This is a genomic window from Mesocryomonas lacus (genome assembly GCF_055730135.2).
In genome coordinates this window covers 30,293-52,945 of sequence record NZ_JBUZWE020000019.1, presented here as the reverse complement: position 1 = coordinate 52,945, position 22,653 = coordinate 30,293, and the positions used below count along the sequence as shown (strand labels likewise).

Here is a 22,653-nt window from a genome sequence, read left to right as displayed (position 1 = left end):
AGCCATCGACCAAGCGCTGCACTTGCAAGGTGAAATGGAGCGATGGTGACTGCGACCGCGCGGCGATCGTGCAGGCACATACCGACGATGCGCTCATCAGGCGGGAGCGGGCGTTCGGAGGTTGGCGCGGTTATGGATTTTTCATGGCAATGGTTTTGCAAATCACCGCCAGGCCCGGTCCCGTCACTCGTGCACCAACCCCTCACTTCGTCAGACGATACGTCAGGTTCGCTTTCCGGGCTTTCTTCTTCGGCGCACCCTTCCGTCGGCGTCTCGTCGGAAAAACCTTGAAGTTGTCGCTCGGCGGGTCTGGGGGCAGTGCAACGACGAAGGACGGAAGGAACGGGTTCTGGAGCGTGGTGCCCTTCGTCTCGCGCCTGAACACCTTCTTGAACGCTTTTGCGAGCATGGGCTTCGTGATGACCGTGGCCTCGGCATCCTCCGCCAGCATCACCACCGCGTGGACGAACTTCTTCAGGTAGCCCATGAGCCCGCGGGAGGCGTAGAAGAACAGGAACGCGTCGTCCTCGAACGACACGTCGATGTCCGTGTCCCATTTGAGCTCCACGGCGTTCAGGACGGCCTTCAGCATGCTCATGAACTCTAACCGGGTACCGAGGCGGTCGTCCCCCTCATTTCCGAAAGCCTCGACGTTCGGGTCGCCCCACGTATAGCCGTCGAAGCGAAAGGGAGTGTCCCAACGACGGTCGATCTGCGTGTCCTCCTCCATCAAGGCCTCGGCGCGGCCGAGACCTACCAGGATCACCGCGCAGCCCTGGTCATGCAGCTCCTGGAAGAAGGTGGCTATGCCGCCTTGCAGGACGGTTCCCTGCCGATCCGTGGGCCTGTGCGCCTCGTCTACGATGATGGCCACGGTGCCGCAGGCCTTGAGGAAGCCCTTGAGGGCTTCCTTTCCTTCAGCAGTGTTCCTTTTCTTGGGACGCGGATCGCCCATCGCATCGAGCAACGCCACTACCAGCGTCGACACCAATGGGCTCTCGGGACATTCGATTCCGACGACCGGAATGTCGTCACAGGTCGCAACGGTGCCATCGCGCATTTTCAGGCGCCGCCCGTCTTCCCGGCTGGGGTAGGCGGCCATGACCTTCGTCACGAGCGTCGACTTGCCCGCGCCCGAGTGTCCGGCGACGAGGATGCTGTACTGGCTTCCCTTCCGCCGTTTGCAACGTTTTATGAGGTTGAGGACTGATTTCAGCGTGTCGGCGAAGGTCGGGTGCTCGACGTAGAGCTCGATGATGGCATCCTCGGACCTGGTGTAGACCGTCGAGGGACCGCCGGGATCGTCGTCGGGGAACTCCACGACCTCGCTGGCAAGCTCGGGCGTATAGCGTATCGTGGCGGGGACGCCCGGCGACTTGTCGACCATCAAAGCGACCTGTCCGTCTTGAGTTCGGGAAGAGCGAGCGGCCGGCGCTCACGCGGTGCAGGCGGCTGCGCGGCGCCCGAACCGTCCGTCCGGTCGAAGCCGACGAGGGCCGGCCGCTGTGGCGTCAGGAGCGGGCCGGGTTCGGGCATGACGATGCGTCCATCGTGCCGCTGGTGCATGAAGAGGTTGGGGGTGCTGATGCCGAGGACGCGGGCACCACGCTGCAAGTTCGCAACCTCCATGCCCTCGTCGTATCCTCCCAGCATGGCGGCCTTAAGTGCGCGCATGCTGTTGACGCGGCCCTCGACGGATTCCTTGCCAGTTTCCTCGAGCGACTGCGCGTTGAGCAGTTCCAACACATGCTCGTCCAGAACCTCCATCTCCGGGTGCTCGTACGTGGTTGCGGGATACCAGCTACCGTCGTGCGCCTGGATGTGGACCTTGCGTATGTCGAGGGGGTTGCACTTGATGTTAACTTTGCTTACGGCGCCGCGCGTGCGGCGGTCGGCGCGGGCGACGTCGGAATCGTAACGAAGCCCCCGGAAGAGGACACCGCGCTCGTCGAGCCGCTTGCCCTGTCTGATGACGCCGAACAACGCCTCGAGTTCGGCCGTGTCCGAAACGTATTCGGGTTCCACCGAAGCCGTGCCATCGATCCAAAGCTTGTTGGGCGCCTTGCGCTTGCCTCTTGCCCGCGGGTGTACGCGCATGGCGATCCATGCGTGGAGCAGGGAAAGGAAGCGGCCGAAGTCCATGAGGGCGGTCTTCTGGGGATCATAGTCGGAGAGAGAAACCTTCCAGAACGGTGGGAAGGTATAGCCACTCAGGCCTTTCAGCAGTGTGTCCTCGAGGAGCTTGAACATTCCCTCGACCATGCTCTTCATCCAAGGCGCCTTCGCCGTGGTGAAATCAAACTTGATGTCGATGTCGCCGCAGATCGCCTGGACGCTGTCGCCATGAGCCTGCAAGCTGTTGTCGAATGTCAGGAGCTTCATGATCCCGGCATGAAACCAAGGTTCGGTAATGCCGGGATAGAGGTCGAACATGTAGGCCTTGGGTAGGCACGCATGTTTCATGGTCTGTGCGATGACGTGGTCACTTGGCGGGGTGAACCCCAAGTAGATGCCGACGAGACCACCGCTGAAGAGGTCGACGATCCAAGCCAAGTGGGGCTTGCCCAGCGGAATGCCGAGGGATTGGTGGTAGAGGAATATCGGGCAGTGGGTTTCGTCGAAATGGCACCACTGTAGGGCGTACGTAAGGTCTCGCGGGAAACCCTTGTAGCGAGCGCTGGCGTTGGCGCTCACCGCGCCCTCCCGGACGAGTTGCAAATCGAATTGGTCGACGTCGAGCCGCAAGATCTTGCTGATGGTGGTCCGGTGCGGGACCGCGATGTCCGGATTGCTTTCCTGCCGACGAAGCGCCTCGACCGTTGACACCACACATTCGTCTATGTCGCCTGCCTTGAGAAACTCGTAACCGGGCTTGTTGCGCTTTCCCTTCCACTCATCAACCAGCTCGTTCAGAGCCTTGACGATCGCCCCTTTCACCCCCACGCCCATCGGCTCGCGGTTACCGCGTTTGGAGTAACCTCCCTTAATCGTGTCGGTGTCCACCGCGTTCCGATGCTTCCTCACGTACTCGTAGTACTGGGACATCGAAAGCGTCTTGATGGCCCCAAAATATTTGATGCCAAGATCCGCGGCGAGTTTTTTCAGGAGAACCTTGAGACGGATCTCCTTGGTATCTTTGTCCCGCGATGTCTTGTAGCCCTTTGAGGTGTACTGCGAAACGAGCTTGATGATCTCCCTCTCGTAGTAGATCCTATTCCGCTCCAGAGGCCGCAAGTCGGAGACTGCCCTCGTACCGGAATACTTCTTCGGGGGTGGCGGCCCCTCGCTGTCGTCGACGAGCTTGCCCTTGAGTTGCGCCATGTCGAGCAAGCGGCGGGAATGGGACTCGACTTGCCTCCTGGCCCGGTTCTCGACTTCCCATATCTCGGCGCCCAGTTCTCCGCTGCACCTCATCAATGTTATTGGCACGCCGTAGAAAAGCAGGCGCTGCCCTCCGACGAACTTCATGCGCCTCATTTTTCGGACTTCCACGTGACGACGATCGAGCCTGTGGCGGACGATCGCGTCCGCCGGGGCCGATGTCGAAAGACGACGCGGCGGACCTCGACGCGAAACCAGCGGAAGAGGCGTTGGTCGTCGATAGGGAGTTTCAGTCTGCGTACTGCGACGAAGGTGTGCATCAACCGGAAGAGCGCGAATAGCTGGCTTGACGTGAGGTCGGCAAGGTCGTCTGCGGAAAGCCCTGCGACGAAAGGAGGGCGGCGCGACCTTGCGGGATCGTCCGTATCGGAATGGGTTTCGGGATTGCCCCAGCCTATGGTCGACCAAGTTTCAAAGTTCGGGTGACCGAACGGCGAATTCCGTGTCGCCGCATGACGCCAATCCTTCATAGCCGTGGTTCCCTTTTGAAATGGACCGAGCCGGGCACCGGAGGTGCCGCGCAATCGCTCCGGAACGCGCCGCCGACGCGACGTATGTCGCGGCGGAACCGATGGATCATGCTGGCGCCCGCGAAGGGACGGTCGAGGTCGTCGATCGCGATGAAGGTCAAGCGGACAAGAGCCAGGACTTGTTTGCTCGTCAGTTCGGGATGGGCTGCCGAAAGCTCGGCGACAGTCATGCCGCCCCCACCGAGGGTCCGCCAGATCGCGTCCAGCGTCGGATCGTTCGGCACCTCGGCGTGGCGGCGGGACATGAAGAGCTCGACGTTCGCCATACGGGGGGGATGCCTCATCCGCAGGTCGGTGACGACGCGGTAGGGGTAGCCCATCGCCGCGACCGCATTGCCGATGGCTATCCACTTGTCCTCCAGGAGGGCCGCGTCGGCCTCGTACTTCACCTCTCGGATCTCAGGCGGGCCGCGCAGCATCCACACGAAGGCGTCCGGGCTGACGGTGCGGCCGTCGGGAAGCTTTAGGGACAGCGGCTGCTCGCAGATGCAGGCGACGTTCTTGTCGAAGTCGGCATCGAGGACGTGCTGCCCTTCCAGGAAGGAGGCTCCACGAATGACCCGGCCCGCCTTTTGGCTGAAGTAGCGCGTTTGCCAGCCCCTCGATCGCGAGCGCGGAGAACGGCCGGGCTCCCTGACTTTGATGCCCGGGAAGAACTCGGCGATTTCAGGCCGCACCCAGCGAACGACACAAGGAAGGTGGCCGCCCTGCCCGGGCTTCCATAGACGATCGGGAGTCCGCACTCCGGGCTCCACCCGGCGCTTTGTCTCCGTTGAAACCCTTTCGATCTGGAACTCAAGGAAGCCTTCCAATTCTTCATCCATCCAAAGGACTCCTGATTCGTCTGAGTTCCGTCGTAGGAAACTTAGAGGACTCAAGTCAAATTAAAATCAAGCTTGCCGTAGTCTTCAAGTAGTCCCGACCTCGGCGGTCATGGGGTCTTTAGGCCATGGGGCAGAGAGGCCGCCATGGAACCTCCGATGGCGATAGCAGGGAGCGGAACCGGGAAACGGCACGATCCCTCGACAACCAAGACAGCGGCCTTACGTCCTTTTTGGGCGCCCGCCGTTCGCCCAGATAAAATTCTCCGCTTCGCTTCTTCTCCATACCGACGAGATGCCCTTCGCGATGTCGGACGGGATCACGGGCTCGATCCCTCCACCATCGAGACATTGCAGCAGGACCCGTGAACTCGTCCCGATGAGGGCTGCCAACTGGCCTCCCGTCGCGAATGACTCCTGACACATGCGAACGGCCTGCATCTTGATCCTTCGACGCTCGCTGCTTGCGGAAGCCGCCAGGCAGCCTGCCTCGATGAGTTTCGGCACCAGCCTCGTCGGAACCTTCAGCACCGTCGCAACCTCCCTGACGCTGAGTCCCTCCGCCACGACGCGAAGCAACTCCGATCTCGACACGCAGAGCCTCCCGAACGGCGGGCGGCAACACGCCTCGAGGCGCCAGACCCGCAACGCCCCCGACAGGACGAGAGACAGCGCCAGGGCGAGGGTTGGCCCACGCAGCGCCGTCACCGATGCCATGGGGATCGCATCGGGAGGCAGCGGCTCCGTCGAAGAGAGGGCCTCCAACTCGCCTATGAGACTCTCCGCGGCCGCCTCGGCTGTGGAGGCCGTGGATGCCGCCGGAAACCCTGCCTTGCGCAGGCCTGTCACCTGAGCTTCCGACAGCCCGAGGATCGGAGCGATGCTAGCTTGCTTGCCCCGTTCCAGACAGGCGAGCCGGATCACGTCCGATCGGCGCACGGAAATCGCCCTCCTGCCCCCAAAACGGAGCAACCGCCCCGGCAACTCGCCGCTCTCGATCCGCCGCGACACGGACTGCGGAGATATCCTGAGGAGCTCGGCCGCTGCGGCGGCGTCGATATTCGGGCTATCCGGTCGGTGGTAGGACGACAGAGACCGGACGGGCATGAGATGGCTCGCGTCTCGGACCGCTTCGGCGGCCGCTTGCGCGATGGGTCCGCCAGCAGCGCCGAAGACGCTCTTCAGGTCGGCCAACACCGGAAGCTGCTCGTACAGGCTGGCGGAGCGCAGTTCGACACGTCGTCGGGAGGTTATCCATTTCGAGAAGTTGGCCGGCCAGTCCTCTACGAGGTCCACCACTCGGCGCAGTGACCGCCAGGTCGCCTCGATGGTGGGCCTGTCGATGCTGGCTCCCCGCTCCAGGATGTCACCACTCCGCACCGAGGCAAACCAGGTCAATTCGATTGCGTCGGAAAGGGACAACGGGAACGTTGCGCCGCGGTCGATTGAGTCGATGGTTCGCGCGAGTGTCACCGCGGTGACGGGTGCCGAAGGCGTCGGCTGCCGGAAGGCGCCCCCACACCGACAACTTTCGACCTGCATGCGGTTCCAGTCGAGACGACGTCCGCATTCCGGACACGCGTCGCGCAGCCAGCATGCATGTCGCTCGCATGCCAGGACGATCTTGACGTCCCATTGCCATCGGAACGCCGTGTCTTCTGCGAGGCATGCGGGACAGACCCGGCCCAAGGGTCGACCGAGCGCCGTCGAAGAGATCTTGCGACCGCAAAGGTTCGTCCTGCCCGATCCCGGGTCACGCCATCTTGCGATGCTTTCGAGTGTCCCCACGTCGTGTGGGGCGCCGAGCACCTCTGCGAGCCTCGAGAGGACTGAACGCGAGCTCCGAACCGTCTGGGCGAGGCCGACCTGTGCAATCAGCCTTCTGGGGCCTCCGGCGCCGTTGCACTCGCTTAGCCGCATCAGGAAAAGATCAAGTGGCTCGGTCAGTACAGGTGTGGGTCGCACGACCAGGCGCTCGGGAGAGGTCTCCCATTCCACGTGCCCCTGCACCCCGCTGGGCACGCCCGTCACCGACGTGTCCTTGGCACCGGGCGCCAAGGCGTGGCGGGACCGTCCAACGGGCCGCCTGCTCGGATTTGGGCACAAGCCATCTCGTTTGGGCAAACACCCAGGTCTCGTTGACCCCCCGGCACATCGGTGTAGAAGTCTCGCGAGGGGTTACGCGGACGTTTGGGGATGATCTTGGAACCGGATAGACAGGCCATTTATCGTCGCCTACTCGAAGAGGTTCGCGAAGAGCTTACTGCCAAGAAGGCGGAGACCGACCGCCTGCGCGCTGAACTGGCAGACCTACAGGATCAGGAGCGCCAACTCTCTGCGCTCTGCGGAGAGCGTGCCGCGTCGAAAACGAGACAGCCAAGCGATGGTCCGGTCGCCCCCGGCAACGAGACCAACACGGAGGCGGCGGACGCGGAGGCGGGCCAAAATTTCAGCTCGGAAGTTCGCCGTGTGGCGCGAGCCGCGATAGCGGCTGCGGGACGTCCGATGAACAGGGCGGAGATACTGCGAGCAGTCGACGATGCAGGAATACCTCTTCCTTCCAGAAATCCCGAAAAGAAGATCAGCAAGATCCTTTGGGCTGACAAGAAGCTGAGGAATGAACGCGGGGCGGGATACGCCCTCGTCGGTTCATGATTATACCGTTGTTACTGGAATGCTTAGCCCTAAACACATCAAGGTAGACTGATCCGGTCTTTATTTTGCAAAGCCGTACATTCGCGGCAATGATATGTGAATTCGTATTACGCTTGATCTCTACTGATTCAGTAGTCTCTCGACATTTGAGAATAGGAACATGATGTTCCTTTAGAGTCAACCACATTGTTAAGTGTACATCCGACTCTTGCTGGCAGGTGGACGGATGAAGCCGCCCGGCAACCGTCTTCGACCCCGGTGTCATTGTACCGCGCCCGGCGCTGGGAACCGTATGCCGACAGGTCGAGATCACCCCGCTTCACTGTTGCGCAACTCGGGCAGCCCGATGAACGATGTGATCTGAAGGTTGCATACTGGCCCAACGTGCGACCTTCAGTGCACATTGGGCGGTCGGCCAGACTACGCTTAATGCTGTCGGCCGATGACCTTCGCTCGAATAACGACAGCCGCCCGCATGCTTTACGATCAAGTCGCCAACGGCAAACATCATACGCGTCAAACGGACCCGTTGGATCCGAGCGACCGCGCCCTTGGGGTGCGACCCGACGCCTTCGACGCGTCGACCGCCACCGCGAGTGCACCCTCGAATGTCAGGAACGTTGCGCCCGCGTCCTCGAGCACCGAGCGGATCCGCAATATGTTACTGTCCCGCGGCCTGCGCATTCCATTCTCGAAATCGTTTAGCAAGCGTCTCCCGCACTCCGCCATCGAACAGAGCTGCTCCTGAGAGATACCCAACATCGCCCTGGCACCGCGACATGCGGTTCCGTCGATCAGGGCGTCTGTCGCTAGCGGAAAACCGCTCACCACTTTAAGGCCGAACGAATCACAGTTGACTCCAAGCGGCACATCATGTTCCCTTCAGTCAAGGCAGGCATCAAGCAACCTCAAGGTTTGCCGAAGAACGCCCCCCCCCTAAGAGGAAGTTTCCGGCCGAGTATTAGCGCAACTGGCGCAGGGAGCCTTGTCATGTTCCTTATGATGTTTTTCAGCGATCAAAGCATCGCCAGCGTCTCCCCAGAGGCGATGCTTGCGGCGACCGGGCTTGCCGCATGCGGTCACCGAACAGCGTACGCCAACCTGCGACGCAAAGGATCGGCGACGGATGACATGATGCCTGAATCCCTCACTGGCGTCGACGTCGTAAGTTTTGATTGGGATTCGTGGGTTGAGTCCCGCCCGACTGACCTTCCTTGCAGCGGCACGTCCGCTTACCGCCAGATGTCGAGCGAGAACACATTCCTGGTACTGGATGCGCCCCGAGGGCTGTGGACGTCGATGCAGGAAACGGCCTGGTCCGACGCGACGATCGTCACTGACATACACGCGACGTCCATAATGACGGTGCCGTCGGGTGAGCACTGCTCCGGGGGCGGACCGCAGTTCACCCGTGCCGAAGTTTCCTCGCTACTTGCAGGCCGGCCGTTGCCTCGTGTCCGATCGACTGCTCGGAACATGGCTGCATACCTCATCGGGCTGATGGAACGCGACAGCCGACGGCGCCATGAAGCTGGCCTTACATGGGACGGTTCCCTCATCTGCCTCCAGCCCGATGTCCCGAGGCAAGCTCCTCGATAGAGGACAGGCTCTTGATGTCCTCTGGGGGCGGCATTCGTCGAGTTGTTTCAACCGCGACCGAGGATCGGGCCAATATGCATGTCCCGATGTCGCCATAGCAGTGGGAGAACTGACCATGGTCCGAAGCAACCGAGACAACCGGGACGCAGCACCCCACAGGCGGCTTCCCGACGGAAGCCGAGCTCAAACGTCAGGGGAGAGGCTGCCTCTCGTTTTTGGGACGCCGCGTGCAACGAATGTCGATCCCCTTCGGCTCGACCTCGAGTATCTCATGACGCACGACGGGGAGGTCGAGCTCTTCAAGACGCGGCCTACGGTGTTCAAGTGGCAAGACGGCCTGACTGGGCGGAGCCACCGATTTGCACCGGACTACCTCGTGCAGCGGTTCGACGGGACGCAGGTCTACCGCCAGGTGCGCTCCAGTCGAAGGTTGATCGCAGACCGGGATTTCGGGGGGCGCCGCTGCCGCATCGAGCTTGAGTGCCGTGCTCGCGGTGCGGAGTTCGAGGTTTGGACAGAACGCGAGATCCACGCCGTTGACGGCGTTTCGGTGTTTCTGAGGGCAGCGACAGCTTTGGAACGTTCCTCCGTGTCCTGCCCACTCGCAAAAACTCAATTGAGCGAGACGCCACCATCCGGTGGAATGGATGCACGGTCGCCGTTGTTGGCGATCATCATGCGCAGCTTCCGGATACCGACGGTCAATCCATGTGGGACAGGTTGGGCGGGCCGCTCCGACCTCACCGGGATCGACATGGCAATCCTCTGTGATCTCGAGAAGTCCGCGAAAACGGGCCTGCTGCTGTGGAAACCGATGCTCCGCCGCGTGCGGCCACGCGATACGAGCCGCTGCGACCGCGGCAGGCTTCGCCTGCGCCGCGATTGATTGGTTTAGTTCGAGTTGATACCGCCGTTGGATCGGCATTCGATGCGGTTGGAGGACGATCCGCATTCAAGTGGCTTGGCGACGCTTGCTGCTCCAAGGCGCTCCCAGCGCGTTCGCGAACGACCGCGAACCCGACAGCCACGTCGGCGCCGCCTGCGGATCAGAGCGGGCCCTGACGGTCGCCTTCGCCCTTCGAGCCGGCAAACACCGTCACCAATGCTGACGGGCCGAGGTCAAACGGTGCCGGATCGTTCGCGAAGACGACGAACTGGGTGTCGTGCGACTGGTCTAGGCGGTACCGATGAAAATGGTCCTTCAAGCCCGTCTGCTTGATCGCTTCCTTGTCGGACTCCAGGCCGACCCGCTTCGAGGTATGCGGATCGCGGTGACTTAGCAGCGGGCTGTCCAGCACCAAGATGCCAACTCATCTCAATCATCTGGTGGTGATAAATAGGGATTTGGGATGAAGTCGCTCCACCAAATGCCGAACCAGCAACGCCGACGTTGCCGCGGTAACCCTGATCCCTGACCAGCGGATGAACGGAACACGAGGATATAAGTCACTCGTGGGGCCGCCTGGAACCTCCCAATGGTTCTCGTCGGCAATTACGAGTTCCATCTCGAGCTCGGCCGTCTCGGCACGGACCAGGATCGTAAGGGTTGCACCGTCTGGCGGGGGGGACCGAAACTTCGGATCACGAAGCGTGCATTCCGGCATCACGATGCGCAACTCAGCGTACTGCCACCATGCTGGATAGCAAAGCAGTTCGTCCGCCACCTGCCATATGTTCGAGACAGCCCGTGATGCTTGTTTCGTCAGCATGCGAATCCTCCCCAACGCGGTTACCGTTCCGCCGAAGGAAGCATGGCACTAGGCCGAAGAGACCATACCCGGAAGTGCCGAGGTTTGGAGGTCGGCCTTTGAAGACTGCGGCGTCACCGAGTCCGACATCGGTCACCTCGGGGACTTCCTGGACAGCGACCAGATGCTCAGTCATCGAAAGGCTGCCATTCCGCCTAAGCCCACCGCAGCGGCGTTCGCAAGCTCCGGTCGGATACCTGGCGACTGAAGACCACCATGTTGATGAGGGAAGGGGAATCGGGGCGATGGCGCGGTAGCCGGCCGCGAAGTGCGCGTTTCGAACGTCGAGGCGCAACCCGACAAGGCGTCTTCACCCGTTCGGTCGTCGACATGGGCATGATCATGGGTGGCGGACCGAAGCCCTGACGCCGGACTGTCAGACGGCACGGCAGAGGACGCAGAAGCGTGGCCGATGGCATCGTACGTTCGGCTATTGCGGCGCCGACCGTCGCCCTCAACGAGAACAAGAATTAGAGCGGGACCGACGGGCAGCACCATTGGTCGCAACGCGAGAGGCCGAGCTTGCATTCCCGGTGCGTGCAACGGAAAAGGGAGGCCCTGTCCCGGCATCGTTCGATCCGGTCCGACCCGCGGAGGCGAGATGACCAAGACCTTGAACACCATGCCGATATCCTCGGGCATTCCCGGCCTCGACGAGATCCTGCGCGGCGGGTTGCCGCCGTCCAACCTTTACATGCTCCAGGGCGCACCCGGGGCGGGTAAGACGACCGCCGCGCTCCAATTCCTGCTCGCGGGCGTCGCGGCGGGCGAGAGTTGCATCTACGTCAGCCTGTCGCAGACCAGGTCAGAGCTGGAGAGCATCGCCGTCTCTCACGGGTGGACGATGGACGGCATCCGCGTCGAGGAGCTGTCGGCTTCGGACAGCGTCAACGGCGCCTCCGACCAGACAATCTTCCAGACCGCCGAGCTCCGGCTCGACGAGACCCGGCAGGCGATCGAGCGGGCCATCGAGGAGCACAAGCCGAGTCGCCTCGTCTACGACTCCCTCCTCGAGATCCGGCTCATCACGGGCGACACGCCGCGGTTCCGCCGCGAGCTGATCGGCTTCAAGGCGTTCCTCGCCAAGCGCAACGTCGTCGCACTCCTTCTCGATACCCAGAACGGTGAGTCGATGAACGGCGAGGAGGTCGAGGGCATCGCCCACGGCGTCATCCGCTTCCACAAGTCGCTCGAGGATTACGGCTCGGTGCGCCGACGCATCGAGGTCAGCAAGATGCGTGGCGTTCCCATAGCGGACGGCTACCACGACATGGCCATCCGCGAGGGCCAGGGCGTCGTCGTCTTTCCGCGCATTGTACCGGGCGCCGTGGTCGAGCAGACCCAGCCAGAGCTGATCAAGTCTGGCGTCGCGATGCTCGACGACATGTTCGGGGGCGGGCAGGAGTCGGGAACGATCACGCTCGTCATCGGCCAGTCCGGCACGGGCAAGTCGACGATGGCCTCGCTTTACGCGACGGCGGCGCTCGAGCGGGGTGAAAGCGTCGCCCTGTTCCTCTTCGAGGAACGGCTGGAGACGTTCTTCCGAAGGTCGGAAGGCCTCGGGATGGCGCTCCGTCCCTTCTACGAGAGCGGCAAGCTCATCATCCGCGACTTCAATCCCAACGAGATCTCGCCGGGCGAGTTCGCGCAGGTGGTCCAGGGGATCGTGTCGCAGGAGAAATCCCGTGTCGTCGTCATCGACAGCTTCACGGGCTACCTCAACTCCCTGCCGCACCGCGACAAGGCAGTCCGGGACATCCAGTCCTTGCTGAAATACCTGGCGCGGGCCGGAGTGCTCACGATGCTGATCGTCGCCCAGCATGGCCTGCTCGGACAGAACGTCGGGATCGACGTCGACGTCAGCTTCCTTGGCGACACCGTGCTGCTGCTGCGCATCGCCGAGCACGACGGCCGGCTCCGGCGCAACATCACCGTCGTCAAGAAGCGCCACGGCCCGCACGACCTCGACGTCCACGAGCTCTTCATCAAGAGCTCGGGCATCACGGTCGTGCCCTACAACCCGCTTCCGGAAGCGTGAACGCTCCCGAGCCGGACGACGTGTCGTCGCTCGACCACGTCTTGGTCCTCGCGCCCTACAGGAGCGACGCGGCCCATATGGCTGACATGCTCCGGGAGCACGAGATCCGTGTCGAGGTCGCGTCCGGCACCGCGGATCTGGCGAAGCGGCTTTCGGCGGCTCCCGGCGTCCTGCTTCTGACCCACGAGGCGCTGACGCCGGCGTCGATGGCCTCGGTCGCCGACCACCTCGGCGAGCAGGAGCCCTGGTCCGAGATGCCGATCGTCGTTTTGCTGGACCGCAACTCTCCCGACGCCCGCATCAAGTCCGAGCTCAGCCGGGCGTGGCCGAGGTCCCGCCAGTTGTTCTACAAGCGCCCCGTCACCGCAGTCGAGCTGATCAGCGGCGTCCAGTCGGCGCTCCTTGCGCGCATCCGGCAGCGCAACGTCCGGGACCACATCTCCCGCGAGATCGAGCTGCGGCGCGAGCTGAATCACCGGGTCAAGAACATCCTAGCCAGCGTCGCCTCCATCTTCGAGATGACAAGACGGGGCGCCACGTCGCTCGACGGGTTCTCGGACGACTTCCGCGGACGGCTGGGTGCGCTGGACAAGGTCCATTCGGCCGTTTTCCATGCCGATGGCGAGATGGTGTCGATATCGGAGATTGCCGACATCACCTTCGAGCCTTATCGCAACGGGGGGGTGGAACGGATCCGGACATCCGGGCCCAACATAATGCTTCGCCGCGAGGGCGGCACGACGCTTGCCCTCTGCCTTCACGAGCTGACGACGAACGCGATCAAGTACGGGGCCCTGTCGGTGCCCGGCGGCCGCGTTGAGTTCGAGTGGTCGGTGACGGCGAACGAACCACGGGAACTGGCCATCGCCTGGCAAGAAAGCGGCGGCCCCGTCGTCCAGGAGACGGGGCGTTCCGGTTACGGAACGCGCTACATCCGGTCGGCCTTGGCGAGCCTTTTGGGGCGCAAGCCCGTCATTTCTTTCAGGCCCGAGGGGCTTCGGTGCGAGGCACGCGGACTTCTTTCACGGATCTCCGGCAACCCGTGATCACGGTCCGCGTTTGTAGGCCATGATCGATCGAGCTCCCGAAACCTCCAGGGCTTTGCGGATCCTCCATGTGGAGGACAATCCCCTGATCGCGATGCATGTCGAGCAGATGGTCGAGGACCTCGGGCACCGGGTCGTCGCGTCCTTCGACAGCTTCGAGGCCCTGAAGGCGGGGTGCGGCGACCTTGCCTTCGACGGGGCGCTGGTGGACATCGACCTCACCGACGGACGCACGGGTACCCTTGCGGCGGAGTGGCTGCATCGGCAGGGCGTTCCGTCGGTGTTCCTGACGGGCCAAGCGGAGTTCGCGGCCGGGTACGGGCACGTCTCGCTCGGAACACTGACAAAGCCAGTCGACGCGCGGCAACTGTCGAAGGCGCTGGAGCTTTTTGGTCGACGACTGGACTGAGGATCCGGTCACGACCGGATGTATCGGCGGATTAACACTGAGAGCCGAGGACGATCGCTACGCTTGCTGGTCGTCGATGGCGAGCGGAACCACGGCATCAGCGAGTTCCTGGTCCAAGGCCGCGCCTGACCCTTCCGGGAGCGGCCCGTCGAGAAGTCCATCGGGATCAAGTCCGCAATCGGGATCCGCGATGCCGAGTTCATGAAGGCTCATCGAGTCTTCTGGGGGTCGCTTCGGGGGCATCGGTCAGCTCCGTAGCTTTGATCTGGGCCAGGGTGACCTTTACCACGTTCGACACCTCGATGAGACGACGGCCCGGTGAAGATCCGTTGGTTGGATGGGGTAGCCCATCACCTGTTGATCGAAGGTCAAGCCGCAGCACGGCGCTCCGAACGGATCCTGTCTGCACGCTCGGTCGGTCGAAGGCCGCTGTCAGGCGAACGAACGCGAAGGACGTCGATATGTTGGCCGTATGCCAGCGTCGCGACGGCTTCGAGGTCACTGCGGTCCAGCGCGCCGTGCTTCTCCCATACGTCGTGCAGGTTCATGCCTTCGGACAGGTCGGCGAAGACGTCGTCCAGGAGGACGATGGTGCCGCGGAAGACCCAGCGTCCGCTCCCGGACCAGCCTGTTCGACGTGACGATCTCGCCGAAGATCGGATGGAACATGTGCATGGGTACGACCTAGATGTTTTCGAAGCGAGCCCAGCCGATAGCGGCGGTCGATGACGGGGTGATGTCGATGGGTCAGACGGTCGGCATCGCGCCATCGATTCCTCAGCGGTTGAACATCCGGCCCTGGCTTTTGCGGACGACTTCGCGAGACCGCTCGTCGGCTTCGTCAAGTTGCTCGCGCGGAACGGCGCCGTCGCCCTCGTCGCCGAAGAACCCGTCATCGTCGGAGTGTCTGATTTTCTCGACGTCGGTCGTGATCGGGCTGATCCCGGGGGTGTTGCTCATCTCGGCTCTCCCTCGTCCATATCGGTGTCTTCGGTCACATCGCCTTCGACCATCGCCATCTCCAGCATGACGCCGAGGCTCGCCGTCTCGCGGGTCGGCATAGGGTCGAAGACGATCTCTTCGGGCAGGCGCGTCATCCGGACGACGTCGCCGTCCTGCTCGATGAAGGTGTCGAAGTGGGTGAAGTTGCTGGTCGTGAGGTCCAGCACGGGCTCGCGGTTGGCTTCCATCGCGGCATCGAAGTCCTCGACCGAGCCCGTCGCCACGAGGAAGTCCGACAGTCGGCGGAAGAGCTTGGGCAGGATCACCGCGTCGTCGGTGATCGAGGCGAGCGACGTGACCCGCACGCCGGACTGCGTGACATCCTCGGCGAAGACGCCCCTGCCCTCTGCCCGTGCGGTCTTTGCGGCATCGGCCAACACGGTTCGAAGATCGGCGAAGAGGCCCCAGTAGAAGGTCGGGTAGACGAGGCCGGCCGCGAGCGCTGCCTGATTGTAACTCCGCGCGAGCCCATCGGCATCGAGGAACACCTCGTCGCCGTCCTCCTCGTCCGCATTCCCGGCGAAGACGAAGGCGATGACGCGACCATACTTGTCGACCGAGCGCGTGAGAATGTGGCTGGGCGCCCCGTCCGTAGCCGAAGCGATCGAGCGGCGCTCAGCGGTCCAGGCGACGTCGCGGATCCCGGCGAAGTCGAGAAGGAAGTTTGTCGCGGCTCGGGCCAGCGGCATCGGCTGGCTGAGGGCCCCACCGCCCGAAGGGGGTGCGTAATGGCTTTCCAGCGCGTCGATCCCCTCCAGCCTCAAGGGCACGTGGCCGCGAACGTTGAAACGGGCATCGTCGAGAAGGTCACCGAAAGCTTCCCGATCATCGGGCTCGAAACGGATGGTGTCGCCGTCGGGGGAGTAGGCGACGACCCGGTAGCGGCCCTTCACGAGGCGGTACGGCATGGCATGTCCTCAGCGGGAACGGGGCTCACCTCAGGCGCTCACGATGACGTTCCCGCGACGTTGCCCGGCCACGCAACCGTTGACTGTGACCGGCCCCTGATGGAGAGCCACATGACAGCTTGATGACAAAGGAGGCCATCGTGCCCAAGATCGAAGCCCTTGCGGCAACAGTCCAGGAACTCGCCAAGCCGGGAGCGAAAGCGAAGGACATCATTTCCGACGTGCGCGAGCGCCATTCGGGAGCCTCCAAGAAGGACGTCGTGCAGGCAGCGTTCTTCGCGCTCACGGGCGGAATGGACGAGGATCCCGAGAAGGCCAAGCGCATCCACGCCTTGGCTATCGCCGAACGGTCGGCCGATGACGCGGCCCCTGCGGATGCCCGTCCAAAGAAGCCAAAGCGCAAGCGGAAAGCTGGCGAGAACTCTCCTCAGGCGTAGCCGAAACGACGAGAGCGCGACGCGGCGGGCCATGAGGGCAACCGAAATGGTCCTCGCCTCTCTGTCTCGTTCGAAGGCATCGGCCCCGTCCGCCATCGCGATGGACGACAGTCCGGTCTTGAAGACAACCCGCTGATCGCGTCCACAAGATACCTGTTGCTCGAAGGCCCTCGCGAGAACATTACGAATCCGTATTCAGCGAATGGTCCCGCTGTCACAAAGGTGAGTAGACGGTGTTGCTAGGCCCGGACGCCGAAGTCTCGGCCCAGCTCCAGGAGAGTGCCATGCGACGATTGCCTCTTGCCCTATCCGCCTTCCTCATCCTCGCCTCCTCGACGGGCGCCGCCTTCGCCGAGGACGCCAAGCCGTTCGCGGACGCGACCGAAGTCCGTCTCGTCGATCTCCTCGCGCCCCCGCCGGCGAACGATTCCGCCGAGACCCGCGCCGAGCTCGGGGTCGTGCTCACCGTTCAGGTGACACGCACGCCCGAGATGGAGAAGGCGGCCATCGCGGATGCCGAGGAAGACATTTGGCGTTATGCCGACGTCGTCGCCGACCCGGCCTTCACGAAAGAGAAGTTGCCGATATTCGCGGCCTTCTTCGACCGGATCGTCGCCACAGAGGGGGCGGTCGTCGATCCCGCCAAGAAGACATGGATGCGGCCCCGGCCTCATCTGTACAGCGACCTCGTAAAGCCGGTCGTCGAACTGTCGAAGTCCGGCGCCTACCCATCGGGTCATGCGACGGTGGGCACGCTGATGGGCATCGTCCTGTCCGACATGATCCCCGAAAAGCGGGTCGAGATCATGGCCCGCGCCAAGGACTACGCCCACAACCGCCTCGTGGCCGGAATTCATTTCCCGTCCGACATCGAAGCCGGACGGATCGCCGGCACCGTGATCGCCGAGGCGGTCGGGACGCACGACGACTACAAGAAGGAGTTCGAGGCGGCGCGTACGGAACTGCGCCAGGCTCTCAAACTACCGAAGTCGTAACAGCTTCCAGCTCGGAAAGGACCGGATGCCTCGCTTGGGACATCCGGTCGGGATCCACCCCGCCTTTCGCCTCATTGTTTCAAAACAAGATCCTTTCGGACTGGAGGATACGAAGGCGCCATCGAAAGTTGGCGGGTAAAGGCGTTGCAGGTCCTCGCAGGCAACGGAGCGACCATCACTCACCTGCACCGGAACGTAGGATTCGTCATTTGGCGCCCGTGATGCTCGAGAGCTGCACGGGACACTCGACGCCATCTGACGACGCCCCGCCTGAGACCATGAGAGCGCCGTGCGGGAATCAAACCAATCAGCCGCCGGTCGACCCGGCGCGGTTCAGTGCCACTCGTGCTCGAACGTGGCGCCAGTGAAACCCAGGCACAACCAACGAGCAGGGCCTCGACATGGGGATCACGAGCCGGACGCTGCACCGGATCATGAGCGGCCATGCGGCGATCACGCCCGCCATGGCCATGGCCATCCTGCTCTGGTACTTCGAGGCAGCAGGCAGCGTTCGCCTTGCCGTGTCCGTGATCAAAAAGCGTGCCGGGCAGCACGAGGACACGATCAGGGAATTCAAGTTCGGCAACGGGGGACTCTCGGTGGGGGAGCCGCAGAAGAAGTTTCAGGGCGTCCTCCGGGGCGTTCCGACGCTTGTTGACCACGCAGCAACACACGGACCTTCAACGCCTGCCGATGGCGCCTGACATGCGATCGCCGACGGTCCTGATCCTCGCGCCAAGTGGGCGGGACGCCGTGGTCGCAAGACCGCGGAGTTCGCTTTGAAGCGAGCAAACAACGACCTCGAGATGAGGTCGGAACACCTGTGGCCCCCTACTGTCCCGCTGAAAATCAGTCAGGCGTTTGATCGGCTACTCATGGAAGCCCCTGCTCCCGCATGATCGCAGGAATGCGCTCCTTGAACGAGAAGAACCCCTTGGTGGCATGGGGCCAGAACTGTGTGTCCCATGCCCTGCGAACCTGCACGAGGGAGATCCCTTCGGCGGCGAGGATCGGCGCCGCACCGTTCAGCGCGTCTGCGACAGGACCGACCGGAGCGTAGGCGGTCACGATCTGCGTCGCGCCGGCGGAATGCGCCTCGCGGACAAGGACGGCAGGATCGATTTCCATCTTCACCTCCGTTTCGCAACGGAAATGCTTGGCGATCCGGGAGGCCGCGTCCTGGGCGGCGGCGCCGACAAACGCACGGGCACCGTCACCCCAGAGAAGGTCGGACGGGGTCGACACGACGGCCGCCTCGATCGCCACTTCGACCGGGATGACCGATTCGGGATGGAGGTCCTCATGGGTTACCAGAAGGATGGACCGCCGAGAGCCGCTCGGCGGCGCAGGAACGGCCAGCTCCATTGCGGACGGGATCGGCGCTTCGGTGAGCGCCTCGGCCTCGCGGGCCAATCCGACCGGAACGAAGCGGCCGTCGGTGTGACGGGCGATGTTGTCAGCCGTGGCGAGATAGATCTTGCCGACGGTCTGCAATCCCGCGACCCAGCGCCAGGAGAGCGTGTTGCTCGCGGCATCGGCGTCTAGCAAATGGCGCAGGAAGAAGTCGGCGCCCAACGTCCACGGCAGACGGAGCGTGAAGATCCAGATCGACGCGAACCACATCCGCGCGTGGTTGTGCAGGTAGCCTGTTGCCACGAGTTCGCGCGCCCAGTCGTCGAACCCCTCGATCCCGGTCGACCCGTTCTCCGCAGCGGCAAGCGACCGTGCGTTGAGGAAAGATCGGCGCTGGCGATCACGTTCATCGACGAAACGCGTCCAAACGGAGGGCCGCATCGCCAACCAGCCCTTCCAGTACGTCCGCCAGAGAACCTCCTGGACGTACTTCTCCGCCGACTTGGCTGCGTTTTCGGCGAGAACGGTCGCGACGACTTCCCGCTCAGTGAGGAGGCGATACCGAAGGTAGGGCGAGAGCATCGAGACTGCGGCCTGTTCCCCCGGACCCTTGTCCGTATTGCGCCCGGCGGAATAGGGATGGCCCGCCAGCGGAGCGAAACCAGCCAGTCGGGCCGAGCCTGCCAGCCGGGACGGTTCGAAACTGCGTGTGGAAATCTGCATGCGAACTCAACTAGGCGGCCGACCTCGCCCGTCACCCGTGACATCGGCGCACGCTCGGGCCTAGTACGGGCCGATGCGACATGCCGAAGTCGACGGACACCCAACACGCATTGACTCCGTCACCTGCCCGGACGTAGCTTGGCTCCCATGCGCAACGAACGGTCGACATCTCTGACCTGCACGCCCCGGGGACGGATCGCCGCCACGCGTCTCGCTATCGCATACTCCAGCATACGTTGACCGCCAAACCCCATCGAGGTTCAAGGACGCGCGGCCCTGCCCCGTCCGGCGCGGAGTAACGTCATGTTTCGAGACAAGCCTAGCGTCGCCGAAGCGCCTACGGCGTACCCTCGGGTCGCCACAAGCCTGGCGATTTTCCACGAGATGCCCCACCCCGTCGCGTCCATGACCGCGTTCACGCTCGCGTGCCTCGTTGACCTGGACGTCGACGAAGCCATCGGCATCCGAACCCGGGCGATACGCCGCGAAGCCTGACGCTTCTCGCCCGCATCCCTTTCTCGGCGTCCGGCCAGCCAGTGGCCGGCGATCGGAGTCCCGTGCCATGGCCATCCTCGTTCCGCCCTCCGGCGAACCTATTCAACTCCGACAACACCTCGACCTTCTCCGTCAGCTCTTCGCCGACGTCGAGGCGCTCGCGCAGGGGCGGCACCCAACCAGGCATGCGCTTTCCGGCGCGCCCATCCTTGAGGAATGGTCGCTCGTTTCCCGAGGGGTGCCATGCCTGACTGGACAGTTCCTCGGGCATCCCAAGATCCGGTCGGGCCGGACCGGAATCACGTCCGATCTTTGGATTCACGCTCCTTCGCACGGCTATGCGCGGACGCTCTCGCGTTTCTACCGACTTGGCGATCCGGCTGCCCCTCAAGGGGAGCCAATCTGATGACGCGGCTGGACAGGTACCAACCGATCGACGTCGGCGAGGTGGAGCAGGAGCGCGAGCGGTTCGACACCTCCGCCTTCATCGCGACGGCGCTTGTGAAGCGGGCCTTCAGGGCCGCAGGGTTGCAGCATGCCCTTGCTGGGGCGCCCTGCATCGTCGCTCTCGTCGGCATCCCCAAGGGCGCGGCCAGCATCTTCGAGGATGCGGTGGAGGCCCTGTTCCGGAAGGAGGGAGCGAGCCCCGGCGGCAAGGGATTCAAGGTGCAGGACCGCACGGGGACGCGTGCCGACAAGTCGCCGGACATGACCAGCCTCGTTCGCTGCCTCCACGCGTCGCACCACGTCTGCTGGCTCTTCGACTCAGCCGAGGCAGTCCCGCCACAGATCGCCGCGCTGACGGACGCCATCGCGATGCTGCCGCCGCCTGACGAGACGATCATGCGGGCCGTCGCGCTCCTGGCCTCCGACCTCCGGATGCCTTCCAGCCCGGATGTCGAAGCCATCTCGTCGGTGCCGTGGCCGCTCCTGTCGCTGCTGCTCGACGGAGGCCGATCCCTGAAGTCGGCGACCGACCTTGCCCGGCGCATCGGTGCCGCGAGGCTGATCGAGGAGGCTGGCGGAGCTGAAAACCCTTCCGGCCGGACGACCAAGGCGACCACCGACATCCCCCCCGGCCCGACACTCGACGAGTTGCATGGGTTCGGCGAAGCCGGACGATGGGGGAAGGCGCTGGCGGTCGACCTGTCGGACTACGCGGCCGGCCGCATCGGCTGGGACGACGTCGACCGGGGCGCCCTTCTGTCGGGTGCGCCGGGAACGGGCAAGACCACATTTGCCCTCGCACTCGCTCGAACTTGCGGCGTCCCTGTCTTCATCCACTCGCTCGCGCGGTGGCAGGCGGCAGGCTACTTGAACAAGTTACTCGAGAAGATGCGCGGCGCGTTCGAGGAGGCGAGGGCCGCGGCACCGAGCATCCTGTTCGTAGACGAGCTCGACTCGTTCGGTGACCGCGCCAACGTCAGCGACCACAACGCGTCCTACTCCCGGGAAGTCATCAACGGCTTTCTCGAATGCCTCGATGGCGCCGAAGCAAGGACGGGCGTCGTCGTCATCGGTGCCACCAACCATCCCGGGCTGATCGACCCGGCCATCAGGCGAGCGGGCCGACTGGACCGTCACCTCCACATCCCGCTTCCCGACGAGACAGCGAGAGAGGGCATCCTGCGCCACCATCTCCGGGATGGACTGGCGGCATGCGACCTCGTCGACGTCGCGAGGTTCACCGACGGCATGACGGGCGCGGACATCGAGCAGCTTGTCCGGAACGCACGGCGCACGGCACGCACGTCGCGCCGGGCGTTGTCGACGGACGACCTGCTGGGTTGCCTCCCTCCCCCAGTTTGGATGGGCGACGACCTCTTCCGCAGGATCTGTATCCATGAGGCCGGACACGTCGTCGTCGGCATCGCGTTGGCCAACGAGTCGGGATCAGTGCCGACGCGCGCCAACGTCTGCCGTGAGGTCCGCGCCGGCACAGCGAACCAGACGGAGTTCGCTTCCGTGCAGGGCTTCGACCGGACGCGGTCGGCCTATCTGGCGCTCGCCACCACGATGCTGGCCGGAATGGCGGCCGAAGAGGTCGTGACGGGGAAGTGCGGAGACACGTGCGGGGGCTCGCCGGAGTCGGATCTGTCGAAGGCGGCCGACCTTGTCGCCAGGCTCGAGCTGACGCTGGGTCTAGGCGACGCGCTTCTGACCATTGGGATGCCGACGCCGGAGGCGATCACGCGGCGGCTCGAGTTCGACCCCGTCGCGCGGGCCAAGGTCGAGAGGGTCCTGCAAGAGGCCCTCGGTCGGGCCCGCACGATTGTCGTCGACCGGCGCGGGGAGGTCGAAGCCATCGCGGCATGCCTTGCCAAGACTGGGACATGGTGCGTGGAACGGCTGGCGGGCAACGGGATCCAGACGGCTGTGTGACGGCAGCCAACGAACTCGATGCCGTCGTGCGGCTGCGGCCCCGTGCCCATCAAGGGGGTAGCCTATTTCATGGGGTCGAGCGCCCGGTTTATGTGCGAATGCCGCCGATGGCTGTCTTTGACAAGTTCTTC

At 63.7% G+C, this 22,653-nt stretch carries 22 protein-coding genes and 2 pseudogenes; 11 read left to right on the top strand and 13 right to left on the bottom strand.

Features of this window, described 5'->3' with window-relative positions; all coding sequences use genetic code 11:
* Positions 1-202: 202 nt before the first annotated feature.
* The 6 genes and pseudogenes from ACZLZY_RS23335 to ACZLZY_RS23310 all read right to left on the bottom strand — a co-directional run.
* Positions 203-1,387 carry an ATP-binding protein gene (locus ACZLZY_RS23335; protein WP_472936515.1) on the bottom strand — a complete coding sequence of 395 codons (1,185 nt, stop codon included), beginning with the start codon at positions 1,385-1,387 and terminating at the stop codon, positions 203-205.
* Positions 1,387-3,468 carry a TnsB C-terminal domain-containing protein gene (locus ACZLZY_RS23330; protein ID WP_472936514.1) on the bottom strand — a complete coding sequence of 694 codons (2,082 nt, stop codon included), beginning with the start codon at positions 3,466-3,468 and terminating at the stop codon, positions 1,387-1,389. Before ACZLZY_RS23330 ends, ACZLZY_RS23335 begins: the two co-directional genes overlap by 1 nt.
* A gap of 5 nt (positions 3,469-3,473) precedes the next feature.
* Positions 3,474-3,851 carry a hypothetical protein gene (locus tag ACZLZY_RS23325; protein ID WP_472936513.1) on the bottom strand — a complete coding sequence of 126 codons (378 nt, stop codon included), beginning with the start codon at positions 3,849-3,851 and terminating at the stop codon, positions 3,474-3,476.
* Positions 3,848-4,735, bottom strand: coding sequence for a hypothetical protein (locus tag ACZLZY_RS23320; protein WP_472936512.1), 888 nt, complete (start codon positions 4,733-4,735; stop codon positions 3,848-3,850). Before ACZLZY_RS23320 ends, ACZLZY_RS23325 begins: the two co-directional genes overlap by 4 nt.
* Before the next feature lie 219 nt (positions 4,736-4,954).
* Positions 4,955-6,274: a helix-turn-helix domain-containing protein gene (locus tag ACZLZY_RS23315; RefSeq protein WP_472936527.1), complete on the bottom strand. Its 1,320-nt coding sequence runs from the start codon at positions 6,272-6,274 to the stop codon at positions 4,955-4,957.
* 57 nt (positions 6,275-6,331) lie between these two features.
* Positions 6,332-6,697, bottom strand: a pseudogene (locus tag ACZLZY_RS23310) (TniQ family protein); the annotation flags it as partial.
* Positions 6,698-6,928: 231 nt separating this feature from the next.
* On the opposite strand from ACZLZY_RS23310, the gene ACZLZY_RS23305 reads away from it, so the two are divergent.
* Entirely contained in the window at positions 6,929-7,387 is a 459-nt protein-coding gene (locus tag ACZLZY_RS23305; RefSeq protein ID WP_472936511.1) for a hypothetical protein, read from the top strand.
* A gap of 516 nt (positions 7,388-7,903) precedes the next feature.
* Here the strand turns inward: ACZLZY_RS23305 and ACZLZY_RS23300 are convergent.
* Entirely contained in the window at positions 7,904-8,149 is a 246-nt protein-coding gene (locus tag ACZLZY_RS23300; RefSeq protein ID WP_472936525.1) for a helix-turn-helix domain-containing protein, read from the bottom strand.
* Between the two features lie 1,108 nt (positions 8,150-9,257).
* Here ACZLZY_RS23300 and ACZLZY_RS23295 point away from each other — a divergent pair.
* Positions 9,258-9,872 (top strand): hypothetical protein, encoded by a 615-nt coding sequence (locus ACZLZY_RS23295; RefSeq protein WP_472936510.1) that lies wholly within the window; start codon positions 9,258-9,260, stop codon positions 9,870-9,872.
* A 160-nt stretch (positions 9,873-10,032) separates the two neighbouring features.
* On the opposite strand, the gene ACZLZY_RS23290 is transcribed toward ACZLZY_RS23295, so the two are convergent.
* Positions 10,033-10,287 carry a hypothetical protein gene (locus ACZLZY_RS23290; RefSeq protein WP_472936509.1) on the bottom strand — a complete coding sequence of 85 codons (255 nt, stop codon included), beginning with the start codon at positions 10,285-10,287 and terminating at the stop codon, positions 10,033-10,035.
* Positions 10,288-10,305: 18 nt separating this feature from the next.
* The gene (locus ACZLZY_RS23285) at positions 10,306-10,695 is read right to left on the bottom strand and encodes a hypothetical protein (protein WP_472936508.1); all 390 of its coding nucleotides are present in this window, start codon (positions 10,693-10,695) and stop codon (positions 10,306-10,308) included.
* Between the two features lie 640 nt (positions 10,696-11,335).
* On the opposite strand from ACZLZY_RS23285, the gene ACZLZY_RS23280 reads away from it, so the two are divergent.
* The 3 genes from ACZLZY_RS23280 to ACZLZY_RS23270 all read left to right on the top strand — a co-directional run bounded on the left by ACZLZY_RS23280 (position 11,336) and on the right by ACZLZY_RS23270 (position 14,227).
* Complete coding sequence (locus ACZLZY_RS23280; protein WP_472936507.1) at positions 11,336-12,772, top strand: DUF7125 family protein; 1,437 nt, start codon at positions 11,336-11,338, stop codon at positions 12,770-12,772.
* A gap of 77 nt (positions 12,773-12,849) precedes the next feature.
* On the top strand, positions 12,850-13,818 hold the full coding sequence (locus ACZLZY_RS23275) for a sensor histidine kinase (protein WP_472936524.1): 969 nt from the start codon (positions 12,850-12,852) through the stop codon (positions 13,816-13,818).
* A gap of 70 nt (positions 13,819-13,888) precedes the next feature.
* Entirely contained in the window at positions 13,889-14,227 is a 339-nt protein-coding gene (locus ACZLZY_RS23270) for a response regulator (RefSeq protein ID WP_472936506.1), read from the top strand.
* A 57-nt stretch (positions 14,228-14,284) separates the two neighbouring features.
* Here ACZLZY_RS23270 and ACZLZY_RS23265 read toward each other — a convergent pair whose 3' ends face one another.
* From ACZLZY_RS23265 to ACZLZY_RS23255, 3 genes are all read right to left on the bottom strand, one after another.
* Positions 14,285-14,440: a hypothetical protein gene (locus tag ACZLZY_RS23265; RefSeq protein WP_472936505.1), complete on the bottom strand. Its 156-nt coding sequence runs from the start codon at positions 14,438-14,440 to the stop codon at positions 14,285-14,287.
* Positions 14,441-15,004: 564 nt separating this feature from the next.
* Positions 15,005-15,187: a hypothetical protein gene (locus tag ACZLZY_RS23260; protein ID WP_472936504.1), complete on the bottom strand. Its 183-nt coding sequence runs from the start codon at positions 15,185-15,187 to the stop codon at positions 15,005-15,007.
* Complete coding sequence (locus tag ACZLZY_RS23255) at positions 15,184-16,137, bottom strand: thermonuclease family protein (RefSeq protein ID WP_472936503.1); 954 nt, start codon at positions 16,135-16,137, stop codon at positions 15,184-15,186. Before ACZLZY_RS23255 ends, ACZLZY_RS23260 begins: the two co-directional genes overlap by 4 nt.
* Positions 16,138-16,277: 140 nt before the next feature.
* Here ACZLZY_RS23255 and ACZLZY_RS23250 point away from each other — a divergent pair, with 140 nt between their 5' ends.
* The 3 genes and pseudogenes from ACZLZY_RS23250 to ACZLZY_RS23240 all read left to right on the top strand — a co-directional run.
* Complete coding sequence (locus ACZLZY_RS23250; RefSeq protein WP_472936502.1) at positions 16,278-16,574, top strand: hypothetical protein; 297 nt, start codon at positions 16,278-16,280, stop codon at positions 16,572-16,574.
* Positions 16,575-16,858: 284 nt separating this feature from the next.
* A complete protein-coding gene (locus ACZLZY_RS23245) occupies positions 16,859-17,569 on the top strand; it encodes an acid phosphatase (RefSeq protein WP_472936501.1) in 711 nt (236 codons plus the stop codon).
* Positions 17,570-18,042: 473 nt separating this feature from the next.
* Positions 18,043-18,273 (top strand): annotated as a pseudogene (locus ACZLZY_RS23240) (ATPase domain-containing protein); the annotation flags it as partial.
* A gap of 169 nt (positions 18,274-18,442) precedes the next feature.
* Here ACZLZY_RS23240 and ACZLZY_RS23235 read toward each other — a convergent pair.
* A complete protein-coding gene (locus tag ACZLZY_RS23235; RefSeq protein WP_472936500.1) occupies positions 18,443-19,645 on the bottom strand; it encodes an FAD-binding domain-containing protein in 1,203 nt (400 codons plus the stop codon).
* A 303-nt stretch (positions 19,646-19,948) separates the two neighbouring features.
* On the opposite strand from ACZLZY_RS23235, the gene ACZLZY_RS23230 reads away from it, so the two are divergent.
* From ACZLZY_RS23230 to ACZLZY_RS23220, 3 genes are all read left to right on the top strand, one after another.
* Positions 19,949-20,140: a hypothetical protein gene (locus ACZLZY_RS23230; protein ID WP_472936499.1), complete on the top strand. Its 192-nt coding sequence runs from the start codon at positions 19,949-19,951 to the stop codon at positions 20,138-20,140.
* 67 nt (positions 20,141-20,207) lie between these two features.
* Positions 20,208-20,546: a hypothetical protein gene (locus ACZLZY_RS23225; RefSeq protein ID WP_472936498.1), complete on the top strand. Its 339-nt coding sequence runs from the start codon at positions 20,208-20,210 to the stop codon at positions 20,544-20,546.
* Positions 20,546-22,522: an AAA family ATPase gene (locus ACZLZY_RS23220; RefSeq protein ID WP_472936497.1), complete on the top strand. Its 1,977-nt coding sequence runs from the start codon at positions 20,546-20,548 to the stop codon at positions 22,520-22,522. The genes ACZLZY_RS23225 and ACZLZY_RS23220 overlap by 1 nt, the downstream gene beginning before the upstream one ends.
* Positions 22,523-22,653 lie beyond the last annotated feature (131 nt).